29 protein-coding genes and 2 pseudogenes are annotated in these 25,913 nt (G+C 69.6%); 17 read left to right on the top strand and 14 right to left on the bottom strand.

Annotation, left to right across the window (positions count from 1 at the left end; all coding sequences use genetic code 11):
* Positions 1-35: 35 nt before the first annotated feature.
* Entirely contained in the window at positions 36-926 is an 891-nt protein-coding gene (sigJ, locus tag HUX53_RS11390; RefSeq protein ID WP_176403132.1) for an RNA polymerase sigma factor SigJ, read from the top strand.
* Here sigJ and HUX53_RS40955 read toward each other — a convergent pair.
* On the bottom strand, positions 904-1,317 hold the full coding sequence (locus tag HUX53_RS40955) for a hypothetical protein (protein ID WP_255205162.1): 414 nt from the start codon (positions 1,315-1,317) through the stop codon (positions 904-906). The two genes, sigJ and HUX53_RS40955, sit on opposite strands and share 23 nt — an antisense overlap.
* Between HUX53_RS40955 and HUX53_RS40960 the strand changes: the two are divergent.
* Positions 1,307-1,474 (top strand): annotated as a pseudogene (locus tag HUX53_RS40960) (TauD/TfdA family dioxygenase); the annotation flags it as partial. The gene HUX53_RS40955 and the pseudogene HUX53_RS40960 sit on opposite strands and share 11 nt — an antisense overlap.
* On the opposite strand, the gene HUX53_RS11405 reads toward HUX53_RS40960, so the two are convergent.
* Positions 1,468-2,004, bottom strand: coding sequence for a carboxymuconolactone decarboxylase family protein (locus HUX53_RS11405; RefSeq protein WP_255205148.1), 537 nt, complete (start codon positions 2,002-2,004; stop codon positions 1,468-1,470). The pseudogene HUX53_RS40960 and the gene HUX53_RS11405 overlap by 7 nt on opposite strands.
* Complete coding sequence (locus HUX53_RS11410) at positions 2,004-3,080, bottom strand: dihydrodipicolinate reductase (protein WP_176403135.1); 1,077 nt, start codon at positions 3,078-3,080, stop codon at positions 2,004-2,006. Before HUX53_RS11410 ends, HUX53_RS11405 begins: the two co-directional genes overlap by 1 nt.
* 174 nt (positions 3,081-3,254) lie before the next feature.
* Here HUX53_RS11410 and HUX53_RS11415 point away from each other — a divergent pair, with 174 nt between their 5' ends.
* The gene (locus HUX53_RS11415) at positions 3,255-4,883 is read left to right on the top strand and encodes a GMC oxidoreductase (protein WP_176403136.1); all 1,629 of its coding nucleotides are present in this window, start codon (positions 3,255-3,257) and stop codon (positions 4,881-4,883) included.
* Between the two features lie 48 nt (positions 4,884-4,931).
* On the opposite strand, the gene HUX53_RS11420 is transcribed toward HUX53_RS11415, so the two are convergent.
* Positions 4,932-6,275 (bottom strand): hypothetical protein, encoded by a 1,344-nt coding sequence (locus tag HUX53_RS11420; RefSeq protein WP_176403137.1) that lies wholly within the window; start codon positions 6,273-6,275, stop codon positions 4,932-4,934.
* A gap of 161 nt (positions 6,276-6,436) precedes the next feature.
* Here HUX53_RS11420 and HUX53_RS11425 point away from each other — a divergent pair, with 161 nt between their 5' ends.
* Together HUX53_RS11425 and HUX53_RS11430 are read left to right on the top strand one after the other, a co-directional pair.
* Positions 6,437-7,330: a DMT family transporter gene (locus HUX53_RS11425; RefSeq protein ID WP_176403138.1), complete on the top strand. Its 894-nt coding sequence runs from the start codon at positions 6,437-6,439 to the stop codon at positions 7,328-7,330.
* Positions 7,327-8,196 carry a DMT family transporter gene (locus HUX53_RS11430; RefSeq protein WP_176403139.1) on the top strand — a complete coding sequence of 290 codons (870 nt, stop codon included), beginning with the start codon at positions 7,327-7,329 and terminating at the stop codon, positions 8,194-8,196. Before HUX53_RS11425 ends, HUX53_RS11430 begins: the two co-directional genes overlap by 4 nt.
* Here the strand turns inward: HUX53_RS11430 and HUX53_RS11435 are convergent.
* A complete protein-coding gene (locus HUX53_RS11435) occupies positions 8,174-9,205 on the bottom strand; it encodes a hypothetical protein (RefSeq protein ID WP_255205149.1) in 1,032 nt (343 codons plus the stop codon). The genes HUX53_RS11430 and HUX53_RS11435 overlap by 23 nt on opposite strands.
* A 64-nt stretch (positions 9,206-9,269) precedes the next feature.
* Here HUX53_RS11435 and HUX53_RS11440 point away from each other — a divergent pair, with 64 nt between their 5' ends.
* Positions 9,270-9,980, top strand: a complete 711-nt coding sequence (locus tag HUX53_RS11440) for a polysaccharide deacetylase family protein (RefSeq protein WP_176403141.1) — start codon at positions 9,270-9,272, stop codon at positions 9,978-9,980.
* 97 nt (positions 9,981-10,077) lie between these two features.
* On the opposite strand, the gene HUX53_RS11445 is transcribed toward HUX53_RS11440, so the two are convergent.
* Positions 10,078-10,542, bottom strand: a complete 465-nt coding sequence (locus tag HUX53_RS11445; RefSeq protein WP_176403165.1) for a GNAT family N-acetyltransferase — start codon at positions 10,540-10,542, stop codon at positions 10,078-10,080.
* A gap of 384 nt (positions 10,543-10,926) precedes the next feature.
* Between HUX53_RS11445 and HUX53_RS11450 the strand changes: the two genes are divergently transcribed.
* From HUX53_RS11450 to HUX53_RS11460, 3 genes are all read left to right on the top strand, one after another.
* Positions 10,927-11,265 (top strand): TraR/DksA C4-type zinc finger protein, encoded by a 339-nt coding sequence (locus HUX53_RS11450; protein ID WP_255205150.1) that lies wholly within the window; start codon positions 10,927-10,929, stop codon positions 11,263-11,265.
* 49 nt (positions 11,266-11,314) lie between these two features.
* The gene (locus tag HUX53_RS11455) at positions 11,315-11,665 is read left to right on the top strand and encodes a hypothetical protein (protein WP_176403142.1); all 351 of its coding nucleotides are present in this window, start codon (positions 11,315-11,317) and stop codon (positions 11,663-11,665) included.
* 93 nt (positions 11,666-11,758) lie between these two features.
* Positions 11,759-12,427: a hypothetical protein gene (locus HUX53_RS11460; protein ID WP_176403143.1), complete on the top strand. Its 669-nt coding sequence runs from the start codon at positions 11,759-11,761 to the stop codon at positions 12,425-12,427.
* Positions 12,428-12,461: 34 nt separating this feature from the next.
* On the opposite strand, the gene HUX53_RS11465 is transcribed toward HUX53_RS11460, so the two are convergent.
* The 5 genes from HUX53_RS11465 to HUX53_RS11485 are packed head-to-tail and all read right to left on the bottom strand — an operon-like array spanning position 12,462 to position 14,120.
* Positions 12,462-12,671 (bottom strand): DUF397 domain-containing protein, encoded by a 210-nt coding sequence (locus HUX53_RS11465; RefSeq protein ID WP_309237172.1) that lies wholly within the window; start codon positions 12,669-12,671, stop codon positions 12,462-12,464.
* Positions 12,672-12,690: 19 nt separating this feature from the next.
* Positions 12,691-12,900 (bottom strand): DUF397 domain-containing protein, encoded by a 210-nt coding sequence (locus tag HUX53_RS11470; protein WP_176403145.1) that lies wholly within the window; start codon positions 12,898-12,900, stop codon positions 12,691-12,693.
* A 19-nt stretch (positions 12,901-12,919) separates the two neighbouring features.
* Positions 12,920-13,126 (bottom strand): DUF397 domain-containing protein, encoded by a 207-nt coding sequence (locus HUX53_RS11475; protein WP_176403146.1) that lies wholly within the window; start codon positions 13,124-13,126, stop codon positions 12,920-12,922.
* Positions 13,127-13,146: 20 nt separating this feature from the next.
* Positions 13,147-13,353, bottom strand: coding sequence for a DUF397 domain-containing protein (locus HUX53_RS11480; RefSeq protein ID WP_176403147.1), 207 nt, complete (start codon positions 13,351-13,353; stop codon positions 13,147-13,149).
* Complete coding sequence (locus HUX53_RS11485; protein ID WP_176403148.1) at positions 13,350-14,120, bottom strand: helix-turn-helix transcriptional regulator; 771 nt, start codon at positions 14,118-14,120, stop codon at positions 13,350-13,352. Before HUX53_RS11485 ends, HUX53_RS11480 begins: the two co-directional genes overlap by 4 nt.
* A gap of 198 nt (positions 14,121-14,318) precedes the next feature.
* On the opposite strand from HUX53_RS11485, the gene HUX53_RS11490 reads away from it, so the two are divergent.
* The 4 genes from HUX53_RS11490 to HUX53_RS11505 all read left to right on the top strand — a co-directional run bounded on the left by HUX53_RS11490 (position 14,319) and on the right by HUX53_RS11505 (position 18,351).
* Positions 14,319-14,534, top strand: a complete 216-nt coding sequence (locus HUX53_RS11490) for a hypothetical protein (protein ID WP_176403149.1) — start codon at positions 14,319-14,321, stop codon at positions 14,532-14,534.
* Between the two features lie 388 nt (positions 14,535-14,922).
* Positions 14,923-16,314: a family 2B encapsulin nanocompartment shell protein gene (locus HUX53_RS11495; RefSeq protein ID WP_309237173.1), complete on the top strand. Its 1,392-nt coding sequence runs from the start codon at positions 14,923-14,925 to the stop codon at positions 16,312-16,314.
* 19 nt (positions 16,315-16,333) lie between these two features.
* On the top strand, positions 16,334-17,170 hold the full coding sequence (locus tag HUX53_RS11500; RefSeq protein ID WP_176403150.1) for a geranyl diphosphate 2-C-methyltransferase: 837 nt from the start codon (positions 16,334-16,336) through the stop codon (positions 17,168-17,170).
* A gap of 56 nt (positions 17,171-17,226) precedes the next feature.
* Positions 17,227-18,351: a family 2 encapsulin nanocompartment cargo protein terpene cyclase gene (locus HUX53_RS11505; protein ID WP_176403151.1), complete on the top strand. Its 1,125-nt coding sequence runs from the start codon at positions 17,227-17,229 to the stop codon at positions 18,349-18,351.
* 55 nt (positions 18,352-18,406) lie between these two features.
* On the opposite strand, the gene HUX53_RS11510 is transcribed toward HUX53_RS11505, so the two are convergent.
* Positions 18,407-18,631, bottom strand: coding sequence for a hypothetical protein (locus HUX53_RS11510; protein ID WP_176403152.1), 225 nt, complete (start codon positions 18,629-18,631; stop codon positions 18,407-18,409).
* Positions 18,632-18,724: 93 nt separating this feature from the next.
* Between HUX53_RS11510 and HUX53_RS11515 the strand changes: the two genes are divergently transcribed.
* The 4 genes and pseudogenes from HUX53_RS11515 to HUX53_RS40965 all read left to right on the top strand — a co-directional run.
* Positions 18,725-20,503: an FAD-dependent monooxygenase gene (locus tag HUX53_RS11515; RefSeq protein ID WP_176403153.1), complete on the top strand. Its 1,779-nt coding sequence runs from the start codon at positions 18,725-18,727 to the stop codon at positions 20,501-20,503.
* A 77-nt stretch (positions 20,504-20,580) separates the two neighbouring features.
* Entirely contained in the window at positions 20,581-22,359 is a 1,779-nt protein-coding gene (locus HUX53_RS11520; protein WP_176403154.1) for a histidine decarboxylase, read from the top strand.
* A 127-nt stretch (positions 22,360-22,486) separates the two neighbouring features.
* The gene (gene htpG / locus HUX53_RS11525) at positions 22,487-24,340 is read left to right on the top strand and encodes a molecular chaperone HtpG (protein WP_176403155.1); all 1,854 of its coding nucleotides are present in this window, start codon (positions 22,487-22,489) and stop codon (positions 24,338-24,340) included.
* Positions 24,341-24,375: 35 nt separating this feature from the next.
* Positions 24,376-24,708, top strand: a pseudogene (locus HUX53_RS40965) (sensor histidine kinase); the annotation flags it as partial.
* A 17-nt stretch (positions 24,709-24,725) separates the two neighbouring features.
* Here HUX53_RS40965 and HUX53_RS42235 read toward each other — a convergent pair.
* Positions 24,726-25,139, bottom strand: a complete 414-nt coding sequence (locus HUX53_RS42235) for an FtsX-like permease family protein (protein WP_303623165.1) — start codon at positions 25,137-25,139, stop codon at positions 24,726-24,728.
* Positions 25,140-25,253: 114 nt separating this feature from the next.
* On the bottom strand, positions 25,254-25,724 hold the full coding sequence (locus HUX53_RS11535) for an ABC transporter permease (RefSeq protein ID WP_176403157.1): 471 nt from the start codon (positions 25,722-25,724) through the stop codon (positions 25,254-25,256).
* Positions 25,725-25,913 lie beyond the last annotated feature (189 nt).

The raw sequence follows: 25,913 nt of genomic DNA on the forward strand, positions 1-25,913 counted from the left end.
GGGCCCTCTAGGGGGTGAGCAGAGGAGGTCGAGCCATGCCCGAGGACGGGGCCACACGGGTCTTCGCCGACCACCGGGAGCTGCTGTTCTCGGTCGTCTACAACATGCTGGGCAGCGTCGCCGACACCGAGGACGTCCTGCAGGACACCTGGCTGGCGTGGGCGGCGCGGAACACCGCCGGCGGCGAGGAGATCGAGAATCCGCGCGCCTACCTGGTGCGGGTCGCGGTCAACACCGCACTGTCCCGGCAGGCCGCGATCAGCCGCCGCCGCGAGACGTACGTGGGGCCGTGGCTGCCCGAGCCGCTGGTGAGCGAGGCGGGCGCGGACGAGTCCGCCGAGCGGACGGAGGCGGTGTCGATGGCGCTGCTCGTCGTCCTGGAGACGCTCACGCCCCTCGAACGCGCCGTGTTCGTCCTGCACGAGGTGTTCGGGTACGCGCACACGGAAATCGCGCCGATCCTGGACCGCAGCCCGTCGGCGGTCAGGCAGCTCGCGCACCGGGCGCGGGAACACGTCCACGCGCGCCGTCCCCGCTACCAGGCCGACCCGAAGGTGCAGCGCCAGGTGACGGAACGCTTCCTCCAGGCTGCCCTGGGCGGCGACCTGGAGTCACTGATGGGCATCCTGGCGCCGGACGTGACCCTCTGGACGGACGGCGGCGGCAAGGCCGGTCGTACGGCCGCCCTTCGCCCGATCCAAGGCGCCGACAAGGTGGCGCGCGTCATCACGAGCACCGCCGGATGGGGACCGGCCGACCTGGACATCCGCTACCGGACGGTCAACGGCGACCCGTCAGCCGTGCTGTTCGACGCCCACGCGCCGTTCGCCGTCATGGTCCTCGACCTGGACCCGGACGGCGACCGCATCCGCGGCGTCTACGCCGTCACCAACCCCGACAAACTCACGCACATCGAGGACGACTGAGCGAGTCAGGTCGCGGCCTCGCCGCCGGGCGGCGCCCCTGGTCAGCTGCGCCCAGAAGACGTCCTCCCCGCCCAGTACTGGACGTCAAGCTGTACCGGTGCGCCAGCGGGTGAACCGGCGCTCCAGCAGGACGAGGCGGCACGGCGAGGGCCTCCACCGTCGCGACGTCGCCGGCGCCGAGGCCGTTGCGCCGCAGGTAGAGGTCTAGGACGGCCTGGGCGTGGCCGCCGAGCGTGTTCATGCCGATCTTCTTGCCGACGAGGTCCCGCGGCCGAGGCGCCGTTGAAGGCCCCGCCGAACGCGACCGGCCGGTGGCGGCGGTCTGGACGTTCTGCGGGCCGCTGGAGGTGTTGCCCACCCACTCCAGCCGGACGTCGCCGGGAGACCTCATCGTGTTCGACAACCGGATCACCCAGCACTACGCGTCCGACGACTACGGCGACCTGCCGCGGCTGCTGCACCGCGTCACCGTCGCCGGCGACGTCCCGGTCGGCGTGGACGGGCGGGAGAGCTACCGCGTCGAGGGCGACGACCCCTCGCACTACACCCGTCCGCGGCCTGAACCGGCCATGAGCCCGGGTCCGGGCCCGGCCGCCGTCACGGCTTCGGCAGCATGCACATGGTGTCGAGGCCGAGGACGTGGTTGAGGCGGCCGAACGCTAGCCAGGAACCGATGCACATGCTCAGTTCGACGATCTCGCGCTGGGAGTAGTGCGCGGTCATGCGCTCCCAGAAACTCGTCGTCCAGGCCGTGGTGATCGAGGGCGTAGCGTTCGGCGTATTCGGCGGCGAGGCGGGTGCGGTCGTCGAAGCGGTCGGTGGTGCGCCATTCGGTGACCGCGTCGGCGAACTCCTCTTCGACCTTCTGGCCGTCGCGGTCCGTCCGCCAGTCGAGGCAGAACACGCATCCGTTGATCTGCGCGATGCGGAGGCGGGCGGCCTCGAACTCGCGGAGGCCCAGCGTGGTGTGCGCGTACACGGCGAGCGACAGGTTGGACGCGGCGGGGCCGATGCCCGGCACCATCTCGCCCCACGCGTACTGGATCGGGTCCTTGCCGTCGGGGATGTCGAGGTCCATCAGGCGTTCCTCCCGAGCTTGCCCACGGCGGGACGCAGCGGGACGTCTAGCGCGTCGTAGAGGCCAGGGTCGGCGTCCACGAGCCAGTCGATGGCGCTGACGAGGCGTCCGACGGCGGTGGCGTTGCCGCCCGCGGCGCGGTTGCCGTGCTCGTCGGTGGCCTCGACCGTGACCTCGATGCGTGGGACGCCTTCGATGATGACGCGGTGGGCTCCGTCGCCGTCCGGCGGCATGGGCCAGTCGGGCGCGCAGGACGCGTGGATCCGGGTGACGTGCTCTACCACGATGCGGGGTTCGCCCTGGACGATGCCCTGCACCTCGAACCGGACCGCTCCCTGGGTGCCTTTCTCGAAGTCGCCCATGGACGGGGTGGTGATGGAGTCGTCCAGCGGACGCCGTTCCACGGTCTCGCGGACCTCGTCCAACTCGACGCCGAGCGCGCGCGCCATCAACCGGACCTGCCCGCCCCACACCATGGTCGGGACGGTCGCCGCGAGCATCGGCGGCTCGTAGTCCATCGGCTGGCCCATGCCGACCAGGTAGCGGACGGAGTCCGGCTGGTCGTAGGTGGTGTAGTCGAAGATCTCCTGGCAGCGGACGACGTCGATGACGCCGCCGAGCCCGCTGATCATCAGCGGCAGGACGTCGTTGCCCCAGCCCGGGTCGACGCCGGAGACGAACAGCGAGCCGCCGCCCTCGGTGATCGCGTCCAGCACCGCCTCCCGCATCTCCGGCGGCGCGTTGCGCTGGTCGTAGAGGGCGTACAGCGCGGGCGTGACGACCACGGCCCCGGCGCGGATCGCCGTCAGGATGTCGGCGAGCGCCTCGTCGGGGCGGATGTCGCCGGACGCCGCGTACACCACGGCCTGCGGGCCGGTGCCGAGGACGGCGTCGATGTCGGTGGTGGCCGCGACGCCGAGGTCGCGGCCGAGGCCGGCGAGGTCGCCCGCGTCCCGTCCGGCCTTGCCCTCGTCGTGGACGATCACACCGGTCAGGGTCAGCGCCGGATGGGCGTCGACGGCGCGGAGGGCGAGCCGGCCGACATTGCCCGTGCCCCAGACGATCGCGGAGATCATGCCGCGGAATCTAACAAAGCCCCGCGCAGTTGCCAAGCAAGCATTTGGTTAACTGCCTGTGACCTGCTAACACGTGTGCGTGACGGGCGGTAAGTTACTTTTGCGTAGCTAGTGACTTCCCGTCCGGCTCGATATAGAACCTGTCCCAGTCTCAACGAGAGTGAGGGAGGCCACATGGCGGACTCTGTCATGCCCATGGGGAGACCCAGCGGCGTCTCCCGCCGCGGATTCATGGTTGGAACAGGTTCCATTCTCGGCCTCGGCCTGCTGGGTGGCACCGCTGCCACCGCCCGGGCGGCCGGGCCGATCGGCGATGGCGCGCACGTCCCCGCCTTGATCATCGGCACCGGCTACGGCGGCTCCGTCGCCGCGCTGCGGCTCGCGCAGGCCGGCGTCGACGTGCACATGGTCGAGATGGGGCAGTCCTGGGACACCCCGGGCTCGGACGGCAAGATCTTCGCCAACACCCGAGACCCCGACTACCGGTCCTTCTGGCTGCGCACCAGAACCAAGCAGCCGGTGAGCGGCTTCCTCGGCTTCCCGCTCGACAAGGACGTCCCTCGCTACGCCGGGATCCTGGACGCCGAGGAATTCGCCGGCATCACCGTCTACCAGGGGCGCGGCGTCGGCGGCGGCTCGCTCGTCAACGGCGGCATGGCGGTGACGCCGAAGCGCTCCCGGTTCAGCGGCGTCCTGCCGTCGGTGAACGCCGACGAGATGTACAGCAAGTACTACCCGCGCGCCAACGCCGGCCTCGGCGTCAACGAGGTCGACCGGGCCTGGTTCGACTCGACGGACTGCTACCAGTACGCGCGGGTCGGACGCAAGCACGCCCAGCGCTCGGGGTTCGAATTCGATTACGTCCCGAACGTGTACGACTTCGACTACATGGAGCGGGAGGCGGCGAACACCGTCCCGAGGTCGGCGCTCGCGGCGGAGATCCTCTACGGGAACAACTACGGCAAGAAGACCCTGCCGAAGACCTATCTGGCGCAGGCCAAGGCCACCGGCCGGGTCTCCATCTCGGCGCTGCACCGGGTGACGTCGGTGTCGCCCGCGTCCGGCGGCGGCTACACGGTCGCGATCGAGACGCTCAACACGTCCGGTGACGTGACCGGGACGAAGACCGTCCGGGCCGACCGGGTGTTCTTCGCCGCCGGCAGCGTCGGCACCAGCAAGCTGCTGGTCAAGCTCAAGGCGACCGGCGCGCTGCCGAACCTGAACAGCGAGGTCGGCCAGGGCTGGGGCGACAACGGCAACGTCATGTGCGGCCGCGCCAACCACATGTGGGACCCGACCGGCAGCCTGCAGTCGTCCATCCCGACCGGCGGCATCGACAACTGGGACGCCGGCGGGGCGTTCGCCGAGGTCGCGCCGCTGCCCACCGGGATCGAGACCTACGCCTCGTTCTACCTGTCGATCACCAACACCCCGCACCGGGCCCAGTTCTCCTGGAACGCCGCGGCGGGACGGGTCGACCTGAACTGGCAGACGGCCTGGAAGCAGACCAGCATCGACATGGCCAAGTCGATCTTCGACAAGATCAACCGCAAGGAGGGGACGATCTACCGGACCGACCTCTTCGGCACCTACAAGATCTGGGGCGACCACCTCACCTACCACCCGCTCGGCGGCGCCGTCCTCAATAAGGCCACCGACAACTACGGCCGGCTGCGCGGCTACTCCGGCCTCTACGCCATCGACGGCTCGCTGATCCCCGGCAACACCAGCGTGAACCCGTTCGTCACCATCACCGCCCTCGCCGAACGCAACATCGAGAAGATCATCGCGACCGACCTGTAGCGCCCGCGCGATCCGGCCACGGGCGCGTGTGGCCGGACCTCACTCCCGTCAGGGGCAGGGATCGAAGAGCCGCCGCGTCCCCGTCCCGGCCGCGTAGGCGGCGGGATCGCTGAACCGGCACCCGTAGTCCGCACGCGCCACCACCCGCGGCTTCGTCGTCACGTCGCCCGCCGGACGCCTGCCGGTGTCGATCCAGCGCACCAGGTCGTCCCAGGCCGTCCCCGCCTCGACGGCGGAGAACTCGCAGTGCTGGGCCGTCCGGATGGCCCGCTGGACGAGCAGCCGCGACCGGTGATGCCGCGCCACCTCGGACGCGTAGATCTGCTCCATCGAGAACGGGACGAACATGTCCCCCAGCCCATGCAGGCTCAGCACCGGCACCCCCGGACGCCCGTTGATGCGCGGCACCTGCGACAGCCGGTTCGACAGCCGCGCCGGCAGGTTCGCGACCCGCACCCGCTGCACGGTCGCGTTGACGTTGACCGGCTCGTTGGGCCGGTACCGGGTGAACAGGTTGGTCGCCACCTGCCCCGGTTCTTCCGCCAGCGTCGCACCCGGGACGGACGGCGTCGCCAGCGTGAACGGGAAGTCCTTCCAGAACGCGAACGACTGCACCGCGCCCGGACGCGTCCCACCCGTCCGGTTGATGACGATCGACCGGAACTGCTTCCCGCGCGCGTTCGTCGTGTCCGGGCCGCCGGGACGCAGCGCGGTCAGCCCGAGCGCGGCCTCGATCTTCGGGACGGTCACCGTCGCGTACTGGTCGGTGACCGGGTACTCGCGGACGCCGGAAAGGTCCTGCGCGACGAGGTTGTAGTCGAGGAAGAAGTCGAACAGCTCGTCGTCGCCGAGCACCCCGCACATGGGCAGCGCGCCGTCGTAGTAGCCGGGGAACTGTTCGAGCGAGCGTCCGATGATGTGCCCGCCCATCGACACGCCGGCGATGATGCGCTGCTTGGGCCGTCCCACCTTGCGGGCGAACAGTTCGGCGAGGTCGCGCGTGCTCAGCACCCCGGCCCGGACGTCGTACCCGTTGTCGTAGTAGGACGACGCCGCCCACGCGTATCCCTGGTCGAGCAGCCGCTGCCGGAGCCCGAACGGCGGCGGCCCGACGGTCAGCACGAACCCCTGGCCGGCGTAGCCGTGCGCGTAGAGCGCGAGCTTCCCGTTCCAGTGCGGCGGCACCTCGATGTCGTAGGCCGCGTGATGGTGGACGCCCTGCAGGACGCGCGACGGCTTCCCGTGCACCTGGACGGGCGCGAGCGGCGGATTGTCGATCGTGTAACCGGGTAGCGGCTGGTCATCGGGGGTGCGGCCGGCCTGGGCGGGGGCCGCCGCGACCACCGAGGCGAGGACGGTCGCGGCGAGGGCGGTGATGGCTCGGATGCGCATGGTGCTCCTCTGGCAGACGCCCGCATTACATACCGTCCAGTCGGTTTGTGGAATGCGCGAGGCCGGATCCGGCCGCACCCGGAGAGTGCGCCCGGTTCGGCGCGGCGACCTCGGGTAGGGGCGGATCCGGACGGATCGGTCGGGGGAAATCGTGGGTTCGGATGAGCATTCTCGGGATGGCCATCGCCGTTGTGGCGGCCTTCTTCATCGGGCTCGGGTTCGTGGCGCAGCAGCACGCGGCCTTCCGGGAGCCGCTGGCCCAGATCCTGCACCCGCGGCTGCTGCTGGACCTGCTGCGCAGCCGGCTCTGGCTGGCCGGCATCGGCTCCATGATCACCGGCCAGATCATCTTCGCGTTCGCGCTGAACATGGCCGACGTCGCCGAGGTCACCCCGGTGCTCACCGTCAACCTGATCTTCGCGCTGTTCGCCGCGCACGTGATCTACCGGGACCGGCTCGGCCGCAACGAGTGGCTGGGCGCGCTGCTGCTGACCGGCGGCGTCGCGCTGTTCCTCGGGATCGGGGTGCCGCACGGCGGCGCCCTGCCCGGCGTGCACTCGCCGCGCTGGCTCGCGGGCGGGGCCGTGCTCGGCCTCGTCGCCCTGTGCGCGTTCGGCGGCCTGCACCGGGACCTGCGCGTCCGCGCGATGCTGCTGGCCTGCGGCGCCGGGCTGCTCTACGGGCTGCAGGACACGCTGACCCGCAGCGTCCTGCTGGTGTCCGACGACGGCCTCGGTCGCGTCCTGGCGACCTGGCAGCCGTACGGCCTGGTGTTCATCGGGGCGCTCGGGCTGCTGTTCGCGCAGAGCGCCTTCGACGCGGCGCCGCTGCGGATCTCGCTGCCCGCCACCACGGCGGCCGAGCCGCTCACCGGCATCGCGCTCAGCATCGTGATCTTCGGGGAGCGGGTGCGGCTGGAGGTCTCCGACCTCGCCCTGGAGTCGCTCGGGCTCGCCGCGATGGTCGCCGGCATCATCGTCCTCGGCCGGTCGCCGTACCTGGGCAAACCCGGCGAGCACCCGTCCGTGTCCCCTAACGGGGTGGGCTGCCGATGATCGCCGTCGTCCTCGCGGTCCTCGCCGGCGCCGCCAACGCCCTCGCGTCCGTGCTGCAGCGGCGGGTGGTCAAGACCGCCCCCGAGTCGGACGCCTTCCGGCCGGCGCTCATCCTGGACATGCTGCGCAGCCCGATGTGGCTCGGCGGCATCGGCGCGCTCATCGCCGCGTTCGTGCTGCAGGCGGCGGCGCTGTCGATCGCGGGCCTGTCGCTCGTCCAGCCGCTGCTGGCCGTCGAGCTGCCGTTCACCATGATCCTCATCGCCTGGCTGCCGCCGCGCGGGCTGAAACGGGTGCCGTGGGCCGCCGTCCTGCTGCTCAGCGCCGGGCTCGCCGTGCTGCTGTTCGCGCTCGCGCCGGAAGAGACCTACCACCCGCCGGGCACCGCCGGCTGGATCATCGCGACGGCCGGCACGGTCGGCTGCGTCGCCGGGCTCATCGCGCTGGCCTGGCTCATCCGCGGGCCGTCGCGCGCCATCCTGCTGGGCGTGTCCACGTCGGTCGGGTTCGCGCTGACGGCCGCCTTCATGAACACGGTCACGCGCAAGTTCGAGAAGGGGATCGGCCCCGTCTTCACGTCCTGGCAGCTCTACGCCATGGCGCTGGCCGGCCTCGCCAGCCTCTTCCTGCTGCAGAACGCGCTGCAGAGCGGCAGCCTCGTCGCGGTGCAGCCCGCCCTGACCATCTCCGACCCGGTCGCCAGCATCGTCCTCGGCGTCTTCCTGTTCGGCGAGAACGTCCGCGGCGGGCCGTGGATCCTCCCGGAGGCCGCCGGCATGGCGCTGCTCCTCCTCGGCAGCATCGGCATCGCCCGATCCCCGCTGCTGCACGAGGAGCACGACGTCAGCCGAGCGCGGCCCGGATGACCCGCTCGGCGGGGACGGCGTCGAACAGCGCGGCGACCCTGCGGGCCCGCGCCTCCCGCACCGCCTCGTCCTTCAGCCGGTCGAGCGCCTCCACCAGCTCGCCGGACGACCGGGCGTAGCAGCTCAGGCCGTCGCGCGCCATCGCGGCGGCACCGTCCCGCCCGTGCCCGGGGATCGGCCGGTAGGAGATCACCGGCAGGCCGCGCGCGAACGCCTCCCGGCAGGTCAGCCCCGCCGCGTTGTCGATCAGCGCGTAGGCGCCCGCCATCAGCTCGGGCATGTCGTCCCGCCAGCCGAGCGCGGGCCCGTAGACCCGTTCGCGGAGCCGCTCGTTCCGCCCGCACAGCACGACGGGCACGTACCGGCCGGACGCCGCGATGCCCTGCGCGGTCTCCACGACCCGCCCGACGCCCCAGGCGCCCGCCGAGATCAGCACGATCTTGTCGTCCGGCCGCGCCCCCGCGGCCTCCCGCAGCGTCTCTCCCGCCGAGCGCTTCCGGCGGAACTCGGGCCGCACCACCGGCGCGTGCCCGCCGGCCGGACGTCCCGTCCGCTCCATGACGGTCTCGGCGGCCCGCGAGTCCGGGCACAGGTAGCGGTCGTTGCCCGCGTGCAGCCACATCCGGTGGACGGCGAAGTCGGTCACCAGCACCAGCGACGGGACGGTGAGCCGCCCCGAATCCCTGAGCCGCCCTGCGGCCTGCGCGGCGACATGGAACGTCGACACGACCGCGTCGGGCGGCAGCTCCCGGATCCGCGCGTCCAGCCGCCGCGCGATCAGCGCGGTGAGCGGCGACGCGGGCGGCGGCCGCCGGGACACGAAGAACGCCCGGTAGATCCCCTCGTACAGCCACGGCGCGGACCGCACCATCTCCCCGTACATCCGCCGCAGCCCGTGCCCCAGCTTCAGCGGAACCAGGTCGAGGACGTCCAGAACGGACGTCTCCACCTTCTGGACCGCCATCCTCCGGGCCAGCTCCGCAGCGACCGCGTCATGCCCGGCCCCCATGCCCGCTGTCAGAATTAAGAGTCGTTTGCCCATTAGTTTGGCTCCCCCCGGTGAAGATGTCCTCATGTCCCGCCGCGTGCCCGCCGTCCTGACCGCCGCCCTCCTGGCTCACGCGCTCCCCGCGGCGACCTGGCTGGCCCCGGTCCGCCGCCTGACGCCCCGCACCGCCGGCCGCGGCGGCCCCCGCCACGTGGCGCTCACCCTCGACGACGGCCCGGACGCCCACTCCACGCCCCTCTCCCTGGACGAACTGGCCCGCCTCGGCTGCCACGCGACGTTCTTCGTCCTCGGCACGATGCTGCACCGCGCCCCGTGGGTCGGCGGCCGCATCGCCGCCGACGGCCACGAGATCGCCGTGCACGGCTGGCGCCACGACAACACCCTCATGACCCGTCCGGGCCGGGTCACCGCCGAGATCCGGGACACCGTGCACCTCATCGAGGACGTCTGCGGCGTGACCCCGTCCTGGTACCGGCCGCCGTATGGGGCTCTGAGCACCGAGGCGATGGTGGCGGCCCGCCGCAACGGGCTGCGTCCCGTCCTGTGGACGGCGTGGGGCAAGGACTGGACCGCGTCCGCCACCCCGTCGTCCGTGCTGCAGACCCTCGCGCCCGGCCTCAAGGGCGGCGCGACGCTCCTCCTGCACGACAGCGACATCACGTCGGCACCCAACGCCTGGAAGTCGACCCTCGGCGCCCTCCCCGAGGTCGTGGCCGAATGCCGCGCCGCCGACTTGGCTGTTGGCCCCCTGCGCGACCACGGAGTGCACCCGTAACGACCCCTGTCACACGGCTACTACTCCCCCAGCACACGCCCACTATGTGGAGACGCCACCCGTTTCTGCGCGCCCCCTAGGGCGGCGAGGACACCGCCTAGGCACCACCGAGCCGCTTCGTCATGAAGACGCTGTTCGGGTCGGGGCGATAGTCGGCGAAGGGATCGCAATAGCCGAACCCGAACTTCTCGTAGAGCATCCTGGCCGGCAGGAAGAACTCGTCAGACCCCGTCTCCAGGCTCAGCCGACCGAACCCCATCCGCTCGGCCTCACCGAGGATGTGCCCGAGCAGCCTGGACGCGATGCCACTCCGCGCACGCGCCGGAGACGTGCGCATCGACTTCAACTCCCCATGCACGGCGTCCAGCCTCTTGATCGCTCCACACCCCACGACAACGTCCCCGTCCATGACCGACCAGAACGTGACGTCAGGCCCGCGAAGCCCATCGAGGTCAAGCGCATGCTTACTCTCCAGCGGCGTAACAGAACGCATCTGCGTCACATGCTCAGCCAGAAACTCCGCAATCCGCGCCCCGGCCAGATCATCAACAACAATCCTCATCTCGCTCACCCAAGTGATTCTCCAGCCTCGCCGTCACGGAGACGCTGCAGGTCTCCCGTTCGGAGCCGGGTCGAGCAGCATGCGGCGTGGCGGCTTCGCGGGCGAACAGGAACGGGACCGCGAGCAACGGCCGAATTGACGAAAACCGTGCCGAGCGCGACGAGGAACGGCGTGAATACCACTGAAACGTCGCCGCCCAGAACGCCGACCAACCCGGCCGCCGCTGAAATGGCCGCGAACGTCACGTACCGAAAGAACTGGATCCACATGAACCTGCGGCGATTCCTCGGGTCCCGCCGAATCGCACGCTGCGAAAGAGAGAACATGGTACCCCAGCCGGTACCGGCTGGAATGGAGTACCACACGGCGAGCGTTGGAGGTGATATGAGCACGGGGGAAGAGCGTCTGATCGCGGATCGCGCCGACACGCTGAAACTCATCGCGTCACTGAGCGGCGACTGGGACGGCGTCGTCGAGGCGTCGTCCCAGACGGGGGTGGACGACGAGCACGACCCGGAGGGCGCCACTATCGCCTTCGAACGCGCCCGCATCGAGTCGTCCCTGAGCCGGGCCCGCGAACGCCTGGCCGACATCGACGACGCCCTGCGCCGCCTCGCCGACGACACCTACGGCACCTGCGAACGCTGCGGCGGACCAATCGGCACCGAACGCCTGGCCGCCCGCCCAGCCACCCGAACCTGCATAGCCTGCGCCAGCACCTGACCCGTGTCCGACCTGGACGCGGGTCGCGTGGACGAGACAAGATCCTCTAATGGAGTACCGGCAGGTGCCACCCGCGCGGCGGGACGAACTGGAGCGTGCGCTCGCCGAAGGCGATGACGACGCAGTTCAAGAGACGATCGTGGCCCTGACACTCCATGACGCGGACGGAACATGGGTGCAGGATCATTGCCTGGCTTTGAAAGACCATCCGTCCTGGCAGGCCCGCGCCACGGCCATGACCTGTCTGGGCCATATCGCGAGAATTCATCGGTCGATCGATATCGATCGGGTGCTTCCCCCGCTACGCTCGGCAATGAGCGATCCGCGTACAGCGGGATATGCGGAGCAGGCGATCGAGGACATCGAAATCTACGTCGGTTTCTCCGCCGACGACCCATGAGCCGTACGACTCGGATCGACTCGTGAGCCACTCCACCGACTTCTTGCGCCAGTGGACGGACGGCCGGGCGGTCTGGGGCCTACGTTGCCGGGCATGACGACCAATCCCCTCGCCGCGTCATACCAAGTACACGCGCGGCGGTGGCTCGTCGCCACTGTCGTGCTTTACAACCTCGCCCACCACCTCGGCTTCGCCCTCGCACCGCTCGGGGCCGTCGGGCAAACCAGGTGGGCCGACTGGATCGACGTCCTCACCCCCTATACCGTCCTGCTCGCCGCCGCGGCCGCCCTCCACACCGCCGGCGCGAACCGACGCAGTTGGACGCTCTATCTCATCGGCGCCATCACCTATACCGAGGGCCACGGCATCCATCTATCTGCCAACTCCGTCTACAACACCGCCCCGGGCCCTACCGCGCACCTCTGGGACGAGACCGTCGGCCACTACCTCTGGTACGCCGGAACCGCCCTCGTCTTCGCCGCCCTCGCCACCGCGTTCGCCGACACTCCCCCGCCGCGCACCCCGCTCCACCTGCCCCTCAGCCTCGGCGTCGCCATCACCTGGACCACCAACTCCATCGAAGGCACCACCGCCTTCATGGGCATTGGCGTCGCCGCCGCCTTCACCCTCTACGGCTGGCGGACCCGGCACCGCCTCGGCCGCGTCCTGCTCCCCGCCTTCGCGCCCGCCGCCGTCATGCTCACCGCCTACGGCATCTGGTACCGAGGCTTCCCCCAGCAGTCCAACATGGGCTGGCTCTGACCACGCCGCCAGACCGCCATCACGCCAAGTTCGGCTATCGGTCATACCGTCCGCTGCGGATGTCGTCGGCAAGCGCACTGAACGCCGCACGCCCAAACTCCAGCATCGGCCCGTCGAGGTCCTTGGAGTCCCGGACGGCGACGACGGAAACCCCGTCCCCGCCGACCTCAACGCAGTCGCCCCCTGATGAGTCGCTGTGCGAACTCTTACGCCAATGGACGGACGACAAGGTGGACGTGCTCACGCGACCTCCCAAGCGTTGACTACCGGTCGTACCTACCCGCACGGATGTCGCTCGCAAGCGCGCTGAACGCCACGCGCCCGAACGCCAACTTCGGCCCGTCCGGGTCCTTGGAGTCCCGAACCGCGACGATGGAGACCCCGTCCCCACCGACCTCGACGCAGTTGCCGCCTTCCTGATCACTGTGCGAACTCTTACGCCAGTGGACGGACGACGGCGTGGACGTGCTCATGCGACCTCCCAAGCGTTGACTACCGGTCGTACCTACCCGCACGGATGTCGCTCGCAAGCGCGCTGAACGCCACGCGCCCGAACGCCAACTTCGGCCCGTCCGGGTCCTTGGAGTCTCGGACGGCCACAACCGACGCAACTCCGGCAACCTCGACGCAGTTGCCCCCTTCGGAGTCACTGTGCGAACTCTTCCGCCAGTGGACGGACGACGGGGTAGACCTGCTCATGCGACCTCCCAAACGTCTGGCTACCGGTCGTACCTACCTGCACGGATGTCGCTCGTCAGCGTCGTGAACGCCGCACGTCTGAAGGCCAGTGTCGGCCCGTCCGGGTCCTTCGAATCCCTGAGAACAACGGCAGCGGCAAGATCCGCTACCTCCACGCAAGCGCCCCCCTCCGAGTCACTCCTAGAGCTCTTGCGCCAGCGGACGGACGAAAGGTTCGGTGTGCTCACGTGCTCTCCATGATCGTTCGGATCAGGTTCTCGGACTCCGCACCCGACAGCGCGGCAGTCCGGATCACGTTGAAGAGTATGGCAAGTTCCTGCACATCGTGCGGCTCCGTCAGTACCTGACCGTGTTGCCCCACTCCGTCCACGTACGCAACGCCCGGCGCTCGCTTAAAGCCGAGCAACTGAAACCCACACGGCTGAAACACCGCCGCATCTGCCGGAATGACCTGAACCGCCATCTTGGGATGCTCCATGACATCGAGCAGATGCTTGCACTGGTCTGCCCTAAATTCGCGTCGAAGATCTCGTATGACCGCCTCTCGGATGAGCACAAACATCCACGGCGGATCGACCCGCTGCAATATCGCCTGCCGCCCCATACGTATCGCGACCAACTCATCCACCTTGTCTGCGCGCATACCCGCGCCCAACACGAAGCGGGCATACTTTTCCGTCTGCAGGAGGCCAGTAAGCAGCAAAGGCTCATAGATGCTGATGTGCGAAGCATCGGGCTCCGCTTCGGCCAGTGGACGGAAGCCGCTCGGGATCAGTCGGCTCTTGCGCGCCTCCTGGTGCTTTTCCCACATGCGGCGGAAGGCGCCGCCCAGCTGGTAGTACGTGTCCAGGTCGTCGGCGAGGCCCTCGGACGGGGGCTTCTCGAAGGTCTCGACCTTGGCGATCCACTGCGGGGTGCAGCCCAGGGCCGCCGCGAGCTTGTTTCGCGACAGGCCGGAGGCTTCGCGCCTCGCGCGCAGCTCGTTGACGAACATGTCCTGGTAGGCGGAGGGGTTGGGGTCACGCGAGGGTGCCATCGGGGTGTCTCCCGGGTGTCGGCCCGTCTGCTCGGGGGTGTCGCCTCACTGGCTCGGGTGCTCGCTGGGGGGGTGATCGATTCGTAGCTCACAGTAACTCTTCCCTGCTTGGCTTTTTTTAGAAACGCCGAATCGAATCGCAGGGGACCCCGACTCGTGAACGATCAAGAGCGCGAACGACTTCAGGAGAAATATCCGGCGTGGTACATCCGCCGGCCCCCGACGATGGAATGCCTCGTCGCCACCCGGCTCGGACGTCCCCTCAGCCAGCGGGAGATCTATTACGGGCTGTGCGCAACCCTCGTTGAGGACACCTACCACCTGCTCAGCGAGGCTCTCGCCGCCCAGCGCGAGATCGAGGACGCCTTGTGATCTTCATCCTGGCGATCGTGGGTGCAGTACTCCTCGCAATCTTCGCAATATGGATGCTGGTCCTCTTCATCAGCATGGCGATCGCCGACCACGGATATGTGGGCAAACATCGCTATGCCGACAGGTCCCCACCACCTCGACATCGCACTTCCACGCGCACTTATGCCGCACAACCCTTACACGTCCGCCGATAGGGATGGAAATCCGACTTACCGGGCCATACTTCGTTCCTTCGAAGCGGCCGTAGGCGACGAGGTTGCCAGAGTGTGACATTCGCATTACTTATGGTGTCGACTTCTGTGCTGGGGTGCACACTTCAGAAGCCCGGCGATCACGATTAGCTTCCATCGCATGACCGAATGTAACCATCGTCGAGTGGGGGCGGTTCGTGTCCGGTGACGGGGGTGCGGGCGACAGGTTGAGTCTTGGGACGCGGGCCGCCCGGAAGCTGGCGACGACCACCAAGACCGTGCCGCAGATGCAGGGGATCACGCCGCGGTGGCTGCTGCGCCAGTTGCCCTGGGTCGAGGTGTCCGGCGGGACGTATCGGGTGAACCGGCGGCTCAAGCTCGCCGTGGGGAGCGGGCGGGTCAGCTTCGTCCAGGCCGGGGCGGACGATGTTCGGATCGTTCCCGAGACCTTGACCGAGCTGCCGCTGCTGCGAGGGTTCGGCGGGCCGCTGGATGAGCTGGCGCGCAGGTTCGCTCCAAGGGAGGTTCGGCCTGGGGACGTCATCGCCGAGGCCGGCGCGCCGGTGGACGAGGCGTTCGTCATCGCTCATGGCCGAGTCGAGCAACTTGGGGCGGGCGAGTACGGCCGCGTTCAGAGTCTCGGTGTGCTCAGCGGTGGTGCGCACCTTGGTGATTGGGCGCTGCATCAGTCCGAGCCGGTGTGGCCGCATACCTACAAGGCCGTCACGGCGGGGACGGTCCTGGCCTTGCCGCGGGACGACTTCCGGCAGATCGTGGACGCGTCGCCGGAGCTGCGGGCGCACATCGCCGAGTACCTCGCCGTCGCGGGACGGGCCGTCAACCGGAAGGGCGAGGCCGATGTGGCGGTGGCCTCCGGGCATGACGGTGAACCCGCGCTGCCCAGCACGTTCGTGGATTACGACCCGGCGCCCAGGGAGTACGGGCTCTCGGTCGTGCAGACCGTGCTGCGCGTCCACACACGTGTCCATGACCTGTACAGCGACCCGATGGACCAGTTCGCGCAGCAGCTGCGGCTCGTCGTCGAGGAGGTGCGGGAGGCGCAGGAGTGGGAGCTGCTGAACAACCGGGAGTTCGGCCTGCTGCACAACGCCGAATACGACCAGCGCATCAGCACCCGGAGGGGCCCTCCCACGCCCGACGACATGGACGAGCTGCTCACCCGCCGCCGGGGCACCCGGATGTTCCTGGCACACCCGAAGGCGACCGCCGCGTTCATGCGCGAATGCAGCCGGCGCGGCATCTACCCCCGGCCCGTCGAGGTGGACGGGAAGGCGGTCACGGCCTGGCGCGGCGTTCCCATCTTTCCGTGCGCCAAGCTGCCGATCAGCGACGAGTTCACCACCTCGATCATCGCGATGCGCCTGGGCGAGGACGCGGAAGGTGTCGTCGGCCTCCGCCAGACGGGCCTTCCGCACGAGTACGCACCCGGGCTGAACGTCCGGTTCATGGGGATCGATGAACGCGCCCTGATCAAGTACCTGGTCTCCGCCTACGCCTCGGTCGCGGTGCTCGTCCCCGACGCCCTCGGGGTCCTGGAGAACGTCGAGATCGCCGCTCCCTCCCGCTGAAGTCTCAGAAAGGACGGCCATGACGGCCATCGCCAGCGTCTACCAGAACGACGTCGCCAACTACTGGAACGCCGAACGGAACCCGGTCAACCTGCGGCTGGGCGACGTGTCGGGCACCTACCACCACCACTACGGCATCGGCGAGGTCGACTGGTCCGTCCTGGACGCGGCCGAGGACGGCCGGGAGGAGGCGATCATCGCCGAGCTGCACCGGCTGGAGAACGCCCAGGCGGAGTTCCTGCTCGGCCACCTCGGCGACATCCGGCCCGAGCACCGGCTGCTGGACGCCGGCTCCGGCCGGGGCGGGTCCAGTCTGATGGCCAACGCCGCGTTCGGCTGCCGGGTCGACGGCGTCTCCATCTCCAAGGCCCAGGTGGAGTTCGCCAACGCGCAGGCCGTCCAGCGCGGTGTGGGCGACAAGGTCCGGTTCCACTTCGCGAACATGCTCGACACCGGTTTCGAGGCGGGAGACTTCCAGGCGATCTGGAACAACGAATCGACGATGTACGTCGTCCTGGACGACCTGTTCGCGGCGCACTCCCGGCTGCTCGCCCGCGGCGGCAGGTACGTCACCATCACCGGCTGCTACAACGACGTGTACGGGCTCCCGTCCAGGGCGGTCTCCGCCATCAACGCCCATTACGTGTGCGACATCCACCCGCGCAGCGCCTACTTCCGCGCGATGGCGGCGAACCGGCTCGTGCCCGTCAGCGTCATCGACCTGACCGCCGAGACGATCCCGTACTGGGAGCTGCGCCGGCAGTCGCCGGTCGCCACCGGCATCGAGGACACCTTCCTGGAGGCTTACCGCGACGGCGGCTTCCAGTACCTGCTCATCGCCGCCGACCGGATCTGAGGCAGCCGATGCCAGATCGATCCTCTTCGGCGGGAGCCGGTGGGCCGTGCAGCGCGGTGCCGTCCGCGCAGGGCTGGTCGGTGGGGCCGACCGGCCTGGGAACCGCGGCGGCCTCCCTGGCCTCGCTGCTCGCCGCCGCACGCCCCAGCCGCGAGATCCCGCACGGTGACCTTCTCGCGGGGACGCTGCCCGGCGGCCCCGGCTACGTCGAGAGGCCATGGGGGGACGGGTCGCACTCGCCGCTCTACTGCCCTGTTCCCGAACGCGCCGACGACGCGCTGGCCGGCGAGGTGGACGCCCGGCTGGCGTCCTGGGCGCGGGACTGCGGTTTCGAGGACGACGAGCTCGACGCGCTGGGCAAGGCGGCGTTCGGACGCCTGGTCACCCTCGCCCACCCCGACACCGACGATCCCGATGCCCTGCTCGTCGCCGCGCAGCTGAACGCCGCGTGGTGGGCCGCGGACGACTACTACGCCGACGACACCGCGCTGGGCGCCGTCCCGAAACTGCTTCCACCGCGCCTCGCCCTGGTGATGCCGGCCATGGACCCGGTCCCCTCGGTGGGAGACTTCACCGCTCCGCTGAACGAGGCACTGCAGGACGACCTGATACGCAGAATGCTCGGCTCGGCCGTCCAGCATCTCAACCGGCACGCCACACCGGCGCAGGTCCAGCGCATCTGCTATTCGACGTTCGCCATGTTCGTGAGCTGGACGGCCTACGCGGCCTGGCGGGAGACCGGCGAGCATCCACCGGCGTGGGAGTACCTGGCGGCACGCCAGCACGACAGCTTCTACACGTCCATGACGCTCATCGACGTCGTCGGCGGCTACGAGGTTCCGGCGCACCTGTTCTACGAGCCGCGCGTCCGCCGCGCCGCGTTCCAGGCGGGCACCGCGAGCGTCCTCGTCAACGATCTGCATTCGGTGGCCAAGGACGCCGCGGACGAGAACCCCGTCTGCAACATCGTCCTGCTGATCGCCGCCGACCGGGACTGCTCGGTCGAGGAGGCGACCGAGACCACCGTGGCCCTGCACAACGACCTCGTCCGCGACTTCGAGGCGGGCCATCGGGACCTCGCGGCCGTCCCGTCCCCGGAACTCCAGCGGTTCCTGCGCGGACTGCGGGCCTGGATGGGCGGCGGCTTCGAATGGCACGCCACCAACCCCCGCTACGCCTGAACGCACGCGTCTCCCGCCCGGGCGGTCATCGCCCGGACGGGAGACGGCGGCAGGGTCAGAGGCGCTGCTTCAGCAGTTCCTTGCCCTGTTCGGCGCCCTTGCGGCTCTCTCCCTGCGCGCGGCGGAAGAAGTCGGCCAGCTCCGGGTCGTCGGCGCGCTCGGCGTCGTCGATGTAGGTGTCCAGCCTGAGGGCGTTGCTCAGGCACTGCTCGACGAACCAGGTGATGTTGTAGTCCTTGTCCTTGGTCCCGGTGACGTGACCGGTTTCTTGCGCGGCCATGGTTCCTCCCCCGATGAGGCGTGCTTTGCCGGGCGCCTACCCGTACGTCCGGCGATGAATCCCGGTCGGTCACGTGCCCCTATTTTTGGGGATATGAGGATCTCGGTGTTGGTCGCGGGCGGCGGGCCGGCGGGGCTGGCGGCGGCGGTGGAGCTCGGGCGGCGCGGGATTCGAGTCTGCGTGGTCGAGCCGCGGGTCGTCATCGATCACGACCGTCCGCGCGCCAAGAGCACCAGCATCCGGACGATGGAGCATCTGCGCCGGTGGGGGCTCGCCGGACGGCTGCGGGACGCCGCGGCCCTGCCCGTTTCCTGGTCGCAGGACGTCGCCTTCTGCACCGCGCTCCTCGGGACGGAGCTGACCCGGTTCCGCAACGCGTTCGGGCTGTACGACGTCCGCCGGGACGATCGGGCGGAGCACGGGCAGCAGGTGCCGCAGCCCGTCGTGGAGCAGGTGCTGCGGGAAGCGGTGGCGGAACTCCCGTCCGTCACCTGCTTGATGGGGCACACGGTCACCGGGGTCGAGCAGGACGCGCAGGGTGTGCGGGCCACGGTCACGGGGCCGGACGGCGCGCGCGTGATCTCGGCCGAGTACCTGCTGGGGTGCGATGGCGCGGCCGGGATCACCCGGACGGCGATCGGCGCGTCCTACACGGGGTCGAGCGGCGAACGGCCCAACCTCAGCGTCGTCTTCGAGGCGCCCGGCCTCGCCGAGAAGGTTCCCCTGAACCCTGCGGTGCATTACTGGGTCGTCAGCCCTTCCGTGTCCGGCCTGATGGGACGGCTGGACCTGGACGACCGCTGGTGGGCCATCGTCCAGAAGGTCGACACCCGCGAAACGGCACCGGACGCGTTGGCACTGGTGCGCTCCCTCATCGGCCCCGGGGACGGGGTGCAGGTACGGGTCGTCGCCACCGACCCCTGGATCGCCCGGATGCTGCTAGTCGACCGCTACAACTCCGGCCGCGTCTTCCTCGTCGGCGACGCCGCCCATCTCAATCCGCCGTGGGGCGGCCACGGGTTCAACACGTGTGTGGGCGACGCGGTGAATATCGGGTGGAAGCTCGCCGCCGTCCTCCAGGGCTGGGGCGGTTCCGGTCTGCTGGACAGCTACGAGCCTGAACGCCGTCCAGTAGCCGCGCAGACCATCGCCGACAGTTCGGCCCAGGAGAAGCTCCTCGCACCGTCGTTCGCGTCCCTGCTGGACTCCGGCGACGTGGCGGACGCGCTGCAGGTGAAGGCCGGCGAGTTCTACAGCGAAGGGCTCGTCCTCGGGTACCACTACGCGGCGTCCCCGATCGTCGTCGACGACGGGTCGCCGGTTCCGCCGCACACGCCCGAGACCTATGCCCCTACGGCCCGCCCCGGCGCCCGGCTTCCGCACGCGTGGCTGCCCGACGGAACGTCCCTCTATGACCTGCTTGGGGACGGGTTCACCCTGCTGCGCCTGGGCGACGCCGACCCGGCCGGCGAGACCTGCCTGCCGGAAGAACCCTTTCTGCTGCGCCACGAACAATGCCGCGAAGTCGGGAGCGGGCAGATAGCCGACCGTGACCGTGGACTTCTCCAGGCCGGTGCCATCGTCCGCGGAAGACCCGCAGGCGGCGGCGGGAACGAGCATGGTCAAGCCGAAAAGCACGGCAAGGGCCCGGCGACGCATTCGTTCCGCCATTCGAATCATGCTACTCGCAAGATCACGACCTGTCAGGACCGAAACTGCGGGCGTCCGGGGCAAGCGCGCACCTGCCCCGCGCACCCATCCGGCAAACAGCTTCTGACCAGGGTCAACGCGCCGGAGATTCTGCGATTCGGCGCAGCCAATGTCGGCGTCCCAGGACTGGCGGGTGGACGTTCCGGCGGGAAAGCCTGGTGACCCGGGCAGCCCCATGACAACGGCCGATGCCGCGCTGCCCGAAAGAAGCGGCATCGCCGCCCGGGAGGAGACGCACGATGACGCAGACAGTCGGTCGGCAGACCGCCGAATACACCGAACGCTCCTGGCAGGACGGGGCCAGATCCGGCCAGCAGGTGTGGGGGGCGCCGCCGCCGTTCGCCCCCGACCCGGAGGACTTCGTCCTGGACGGTACCGGGGTGCCGCCGGACAAGCGCGACACGGTGCTGCGCCGGCTGGCCGCCTACCTGGCCGACCGGCGCGACCGGATGATCGGCTACCAGGTCACCGAGGACATGGACGCCTACCAGCGCGACATCGGGCAGTTCCTCACCAGCCACATCAACAACATCGGCGACCCGTTCCAGGAGAGCGGCTACAAGGTCAACTCCAAGGTCGTCGAGCAGGCCGTGCTGTCCTATCTCGCACGGCTCTGGCACGGCGTCCCCTACGACCCGGGAAACAAGGAGTCGTGCTGGGGATACGTCCTGAGCATGGGCTCCACCGAGGGCAACATGTACGCGCTGTGGAACGCCCGCGACTACCTCTCCGGCAAGCGGCTGCTCGGCGAGAGCGAAGGCGCCGGCAAGGAGATGCCCTTGCGCTACACCGCGCCCGTCGAGCCCGCGAACCCCAACGCGTACTCCCCGGTGATCTTCTATTCGGAGGACACGCACTACTCGTTCGCCAAGGCGGTCCGGGTCCTGGACCTGCCGACGTTCAGCGAGATGGGACGCGCCAAGTACCCCGACGACTGCCCGCTCGGCGGACCGTGGCCGGACGAGGTGCCGTCCGCGCTGCCCGCCAACGGGAAGCCGGACGAGCAGTACCCGTCCTTCGGCCCCGGCTCCATCGACGTCGACAAGCTGGAGAAGCTCGTCGGGTTCTTCGCCGCCAAGGGCCACCCGATCATCGTCAGCCTGAACTTCGGCAGCACGTTCAAGGGCGCCTACGACGACGTGCGCGGCGTCTGCGACCGGCTGCTGCCGGTCTTCGCCGAGCACGGGCTCCTGGAGCGCCACGTGAAGTACGGCGAGGACGACCATGACGTCCGGCGCGGGTTCTGGATCCACGTGGACGGGGCCCTCGGCGCCGCGTTCATCCCGTTCCTGGCCAAGGCCGCCCACGATCCCCGCTACGAGTACGAGCCGGACGTGCCCGTCCCCGAGTTCGACTTCGGCCTGACGTCCTCGCTCCCCGGCAAGAAGCCGGTCGACATGGTCTCGTCCCTCGTGTTCAGCGGCCACAAGTGGATGGGGACCCCGTGGCCGTGCGGCGCGTTCATGACCAAGATCAAGTACCAGATGCAGCCGCCGGACAACCCCGAGTACATCGGCTCGCTGGACACCACGTTCGCCGGCTCCCGCAACGGCCTGTCCCCGATCGTGCTGTGGGACCACATCGCCCAGCACCCCGACGACCGGCAGATCGCGCTCAGCACCCACTCCCAGCGCATGGCCGACTACCTGGTCGAGAAGCTCACCCGGCTGGAGCAGCGGCTGGAGTTCGGCCGCGGCGGCCTCTGGATCGCCCGCACCCCGCTCGCGATCACGGTCCGCTTCCGCCGCCCGAACCCGGGCATCGTGGCCAAATGGTCACTGTCGACGGTCACCATGAAGATGCGGCCCGACGACCCCGAGGCGCGCCCCCTGGCGCACATCTTCCTGATGCCGTCCGTGACCGAGGAGAAGATCGACGCCTTCATCGCCGACCTGCACGCAGATGACGCATTCGACCCGAATTCCCCATTCCCACCAGACCTGTCCATGCCCACCCAGACCTTCGACGGCGAGCCGCTGACCGGCACCGCCCCCTACGCCGACCGAGGCTTCGCCTGACCCACACCGCCCGGCAGCACGGGACGGCCGCGTTCGCGGCCGTCCCGTTGCCGTGTTCGGTTGACCGGGTCGGGCGGCATTTCTAGTCTGGTCGGTTGTCCGGACGGCTGGCCAGGAGGGGAAATCGGTGAGCGTACAGGCGGAGGAGACGTTCAGCTTTCAGGCGGAGGCGGCCCAGATCCTCGATCTGATGGCCAATTCGCTGTACAGCAACAAGGAGATATTCCTGCGCGAGCTGATCTCCAATTCGTCCGATGCCATCGACCGGTTCCGGATCGAGCGTTTCGCCGCGCCCGAGTCGGCCGGAAAGGAGCCGGAGGACGAGCCGCGGATCCGGGTCGGGTTCGACAAGGACGCCGGGACGATCACCATCGCCGACAACGGCATCGGGATGAGCCGGCAGGAGGTGATCGACAACATCGGCACGATCGCCCGGTCGGGCACCGCGGAGTTCCTGCGCGCGATGTCCGGCGACAAGCGCGGCGACACCGCGCTGATCGGCCAGTTCGGCGTCGGCTTCTACTCGGCGTTCATCGTCGCCGACCGGGTGACGCTGACCACCCGGCGCGCCGGGCTGCCGGCGGACGAGGGGGTGCGCTGGTCGTCCGAGGGCAAGGGCGAGTACACGGTGGAGGCCGTCGAGCGGGCCGAACGCGGGACGACGATCGTCCTGCATCTGCGCGACGGCGAGGACGAACTGCTGAACGACTACCGGCTGCGGACGGTCATCAAGCGGTACTCCGACCACATCGGCCGGCCGATCCTGCTGGGCGACGACGAAACCCCGGTGAACCAGGCCACCGCGCTGTGGGCACGTCCGAAAAGCGAGCTGAAGGACCAGGACTACAACGACTTCTACCGGCAGCTCACCAACGATTTCGCCGACCCGCTCGCCCACGTCCACGTGAAGGTGGAGGGACGGTACGAGTACACGCTGCTGCTGTTCATCCCGTCCCAAGCCCCGTACGACCTGTGGCTGCCGCAGTCGCTGCAGGGCGTGCGGCTCCACGTGCAGCGCGTCTTCATCCTGGAGGACACCGACCGGCTGATGCCGCGCTACCTGCGGTTCGTCCGCGGGATCATCGACTCCGCCGACCTGCCGCTGAACGTCTCCCGCGAGATCCTGCAGGGCGGCCAGGCGATGGACCACATCCGGTCGAGCGCGGTCAAGCGGGTGCTGAGGCTGCTCAAGGACATGGCCGACGGCGAGCCCGAGAAGTACGCGTCCTTCTGGAAGGAGTTCGGCGCCACCCTGAAAGAGGGCATTCCGGACGACCCCGCCCACCGGGACGACATCGCGCGGCTGCTGCGCTTCACCTCGACCAAGCACGCGAACGTCTCGCTCGGCGACTACGTGTCCCGCATGAAGGAGGGGCAGGACAAGATCTACTACCTGCTCGCGCCCGGCCTGTCGGACGCCGCGTCCAGCCCGCACCTGGAGGCGTTCCGCGCGAAGGACATCGAGGTCCTCCTGCTGGACGACGCCGTGGACGACTTCGTCGTCACCGCCCTGCCGCACTTCGAGGACAGGCGGCTGCGGTCGGTCGCCCAGGGCGCGCCCGACTTCGGTGACCTGGAGGACGCGGCGGACAAGGAGGCCGCCGAGCAGGCCGGCGCCGACTACGCCGACCTCGTCGGCAGGCTCAAGGAGCACCTGGACGGCCGGGCGTTCGACGTGCGCGTGACCAGCCGCCTCACCACGTCCCCCGCCTGCATCGTCGCGAACGGCGCGGAGACCGACTTCTCCCTCGCGCAGCGGATGCGCGGCTCCGGCCTCCCGCCCCAGCCGGTCCTGGAGATCAACCCGCGCCATCCGCTGGTCGAGCGGCTGAACGGCGGGCTGGACGACCCGCGCCTGGCCGACTGGGCGCACGTCCTGTTCGACCAGGCCGTGCTCACCTACGGTGCCCGCATCGAGGAGCCCGGCGCGTTCGTCGGCCGGCTCAACGACCTCCTCGTCTCGCTCGCGAACGATCGTTAACCGCCGCCTTATCGCGGGTCTGCGGCAATGGGACGATGCGGATTCTCGTGGCCGAGGACGAGCGGTTCCTCGCCGATCTGGTCGCCGAAGGGCTGCGGGTGCAGAACGCGATCCGGCACAACCATCCCGGCGGGGACGTCCAGGTCGACCTGTCGGCGGAAAGGCTGGTCGTCCGCAATACCGGCCCGAACGTCCCGCCCGACAATGTGGACGAACCGTTCAAACCGTTCCTGAGGCTGCACGCCGACCGGACGGGGTCGGACGGCGGCGCGGGCCTCGGGCTGTCGATCGTCGCCGCCATCGTCCGCGTCCACGACGGCACCGTGGGGGCCACGGCGAACCCGGACGGCGGACTGTCCGTGGCCCTGGCCCTCCCGGCGGCCGATCATTCGCTGCGGAGCACGGCGGCGGTGCGGGTCGCGGCGGCCCCGCCCGCGGGCGCCCAGGCGCCGAGAACGGCGACCAGCAGCCCGGCGCTGGCGGGCGGCACCAGCAGCGACCAGGGGTAGACGTGAATCCATGACCTGGCCATCCCGCTGCTGAGCATCTCGCCGGTCAGCACCACGACGCCGTGGTGAGCCAGCACCCCCAACGGGACGCCGACCGCGCCCGCGATGATCCCCAGCGCGGCCATCGACATCACCATCATGGCCACGACCTGCCGCGGGGCCATGCCGATGGCCTTGAGCACGCCCAGGTCCCGGCTGCGCCCCCGGGTGTTCCGCAGCACGCTGTTGAGGACGCCCAGCGCCACCGCCGTGCAGATGATCAGCGAGAACAGCACGAACAGGCCGGTCAACTACTCGGCCCTGAAGGGACCGAGCTTGCTCGTTCGGTCCTTCGGGGCGTTGTTTACGCTCCCGACTGCCCGTTACGGAGGGGCGGTCACGGGTCGCATCCACCTGTCCCCGGGCTATCCGGGGGCGGGTTGGGGCATGTTGACGAATACCCACGCCGAGCGTGCGCGGTCGCGCACGTTGACCCCGGCGACGACGTCGGCGGGCCCAGCGAGACCGCACCGACGACATAACGCCTCCGTCACCACCAACTCCCCCGCCCCGGTGAACCAGCGCCCACGCACAAGGTTGTCGCCGAGGAACGGGCGGTAGTCCCCGCTATAGGCCTCGGCCACCAGCCCCGACGGGAATCCGGGGACCCGCACGGGCACAGGACGGAACGACATCACATGGGCGGTACCGGGCTGGGCCTGCAGCAACGCGGTCACCTGCTGCTCGGACAGACCGTCCGACGTTCGCGGGTCAACGCCCACGCTGACGGACGTGTGCCCCTCGGCGTCCGCCGTGAGGATCTTCGAGACCGTCTGGTGGAGGCCGAACCCCATGGTCACCGCGGTCACGCCGAGGCACAGCCCGGCAGCGCCCATGTGATGTCGTTCCGTCCTGTGCCCGTGCGGGTCCCCGGATTCCCGTCGGGGCTGGTGGCCGAGGCCTATAGCGGGGACTACCGCCCGTTCCCCGGCGACACCCTTGTGCTTGGGCGCTGGTTCACCGGGGCGGGGGAGGGGTGGTGACGGGGGCGGTGCGGCGTCGGTGCCGTCTTGCCCGGCCGGGCG

The sequence above is a fragment of the Actinomadura sp. BRA 177 genome, assembly GCF_013372625.1.
Lineage (GTDB): Bacteria > Actinomycetota > Actinomycetes > Streptosporangiales > Streptosporangiaceae > Spirillospora.

Excerpts from the sequence above, each read along its gene's own strand:
- sigJ (WP_176403132.1), top strand. The coding sequence starts at position 36 with ATGCCCGAGGACGGGGCCACACGGGTCTTCGCCGACCACCGGGAGCTG.
- HUX53_RS40955 (WP_255205162.1), bottom strand. The coding sequence starts at position 1,317 with ATGAGGTCTCCCGGCGACGTCCGGCTGGAGTGGGTGGGCAACACCTCC.
- HUX53_RS11405 (WP_255205148.1), bottom strand. The coding sequence starts at position 2,004 with ATGGACCTCGACATCCCCGACGGCAAGGACCCGATCCAGTACGCGTGG.
- HUX53_RS11410 (WP_176403135.1), bottom strand. The coding sequence starts at position 3,080 with ATGATCTCCGCGATCGTCTGGGGCACGGGCAATGTCGGCCGGCTCGCC.
- HUX53_RS11415 (WP_176403136.1), top strand. The coding sequence starts at position 3,255 with ATGGCGGACTCTGTCATGCCCATGGGGAGACCCAGCGGCGTCTCCCGC.
- HUX53_RS11420 (WP_176403137.1), bottom strand. The coding sequence starts at position 6,275 with ATGCGCATCCGAGCCATCACCGCCCTCGCCGCGACCGTCCTCGCCTCG.
- HUX53_RS11425 (WP_176403138.1), top strand. The coding sequence starts at position 6,437 with ATGAGCATTCTCGGGATGGCCATCGCCGTTGTGGCGGCCTTCTTCATC.
- HUX53_RS11430 (WP_176403139.1), top strand. The coding sequence starts at position 7,327 with ATGATCGCCGTCGTCCTCGCGGTCCTCGCCGGCGCCGCCAACGCCCTC.
- HUX53_RS11435 (WP_255205149.1), bottom strand. The coding sequence starts at position 9,205 with ATGGGGGCCGGGCATGACGCGGTCGCTGCGGAGCTGGCCCGGAGGATG.
- HUX53_RS11440 (WP_176403141.1), top strand. The coding sequence starts at position 9,270 with ATGTCCCGCCGCGTGCCCGCCGTCCTGACCGCCGCCCTCCTGGCTCAC.
- HUX53_RS11445 (WP_176403165.1), bottom strand. The coding sequence starts at position 10,542 with ATGAGGATTGTTGTTGATGATCTGGCCGGGGCGCGGATTGCGGAGTTT.
- HUX53_RS11450 (WP_255205150.1), top strand. The coding sequence starts at position 10,927 with ATGAGCACGGGGGAAGAGCGTCTGATCGCGGATCGCGCCGACACGCTG.
- HUX53_RS11455 (WP_176403142.1), top strand. The coding sequence starts at position 11,315 with ATGGAGTACCGGCAGGTGCCACCCGCGCGGCGGGACGAACTGGAGCGT.
- HUX53_RS11460 (WP_176403143.1), top strand. The coding sequence starts at position 11,759 with ATGACGACCAATCCCCTCGCCGCGTCATACCAAGTACACGCGCGGCGG.
- HUX53_RS11470 (WP_176403145.1), bottom strand. The coding sequence starts at position 12,900 with ATGAGCACGTCCACGCCGTCGTCCGTCCACTGGCGTAAGAGTTCGCAC.
- HUX53_RS11475 (WP_176403146.1), bottom strand. The coding sequence starts at position 13,126 with ATGAGCAGGTCTACCCCGTCGTCCGTCCACTGGCGGAAGAGTTCGCAC.
- HUX53_RS11485 (WP_176403148.1), bottom strand. The coding sequence starts at position 14,120 with ATGTTCGTCAACGAGCTGCGCGCGAGGCGCGAAGCCTCCGGCCTGTCG.
- HUX53_RS11500 (WP_176403150.1), top strand. The coding sequence starts at position 16,334 with ATGACGGCCATCGCCAGCGTCTACCAGAACGACGTCGCCAACTACTGG.
- HUX53_RS11510 (WP_176403152.1), bottom strand. The coding sequence starts at position 18,631 with ATGGCCGCGCAAGAAACCGGTCACGTCACCGGGACCAAGGACAAGGAC.
- HUX53_RS11515 (WP_176403153.1), top strand. The coding sequence starts at position 18,725 with ATGAGGATCTCGGTGTTGGTCGCGGGCGGCGGGCCGGCGGGGCTGGCG.
- HUX53_RS11520 (WP_176403154.1), top strand. The coding sequence starts at position 20,581 with ATGACGCAGACAGTCGGTCGGCAGACCGCCGAATACACCGAACGCTCC.
- HUX53_RS11535 (WP_176403157.1), bottom strand. The coding sequence starts at position 25,724 with ATGGGCGCTGCCGGGCTGTGCCTCGGCGTGACCGCGGTGACCATGGGG.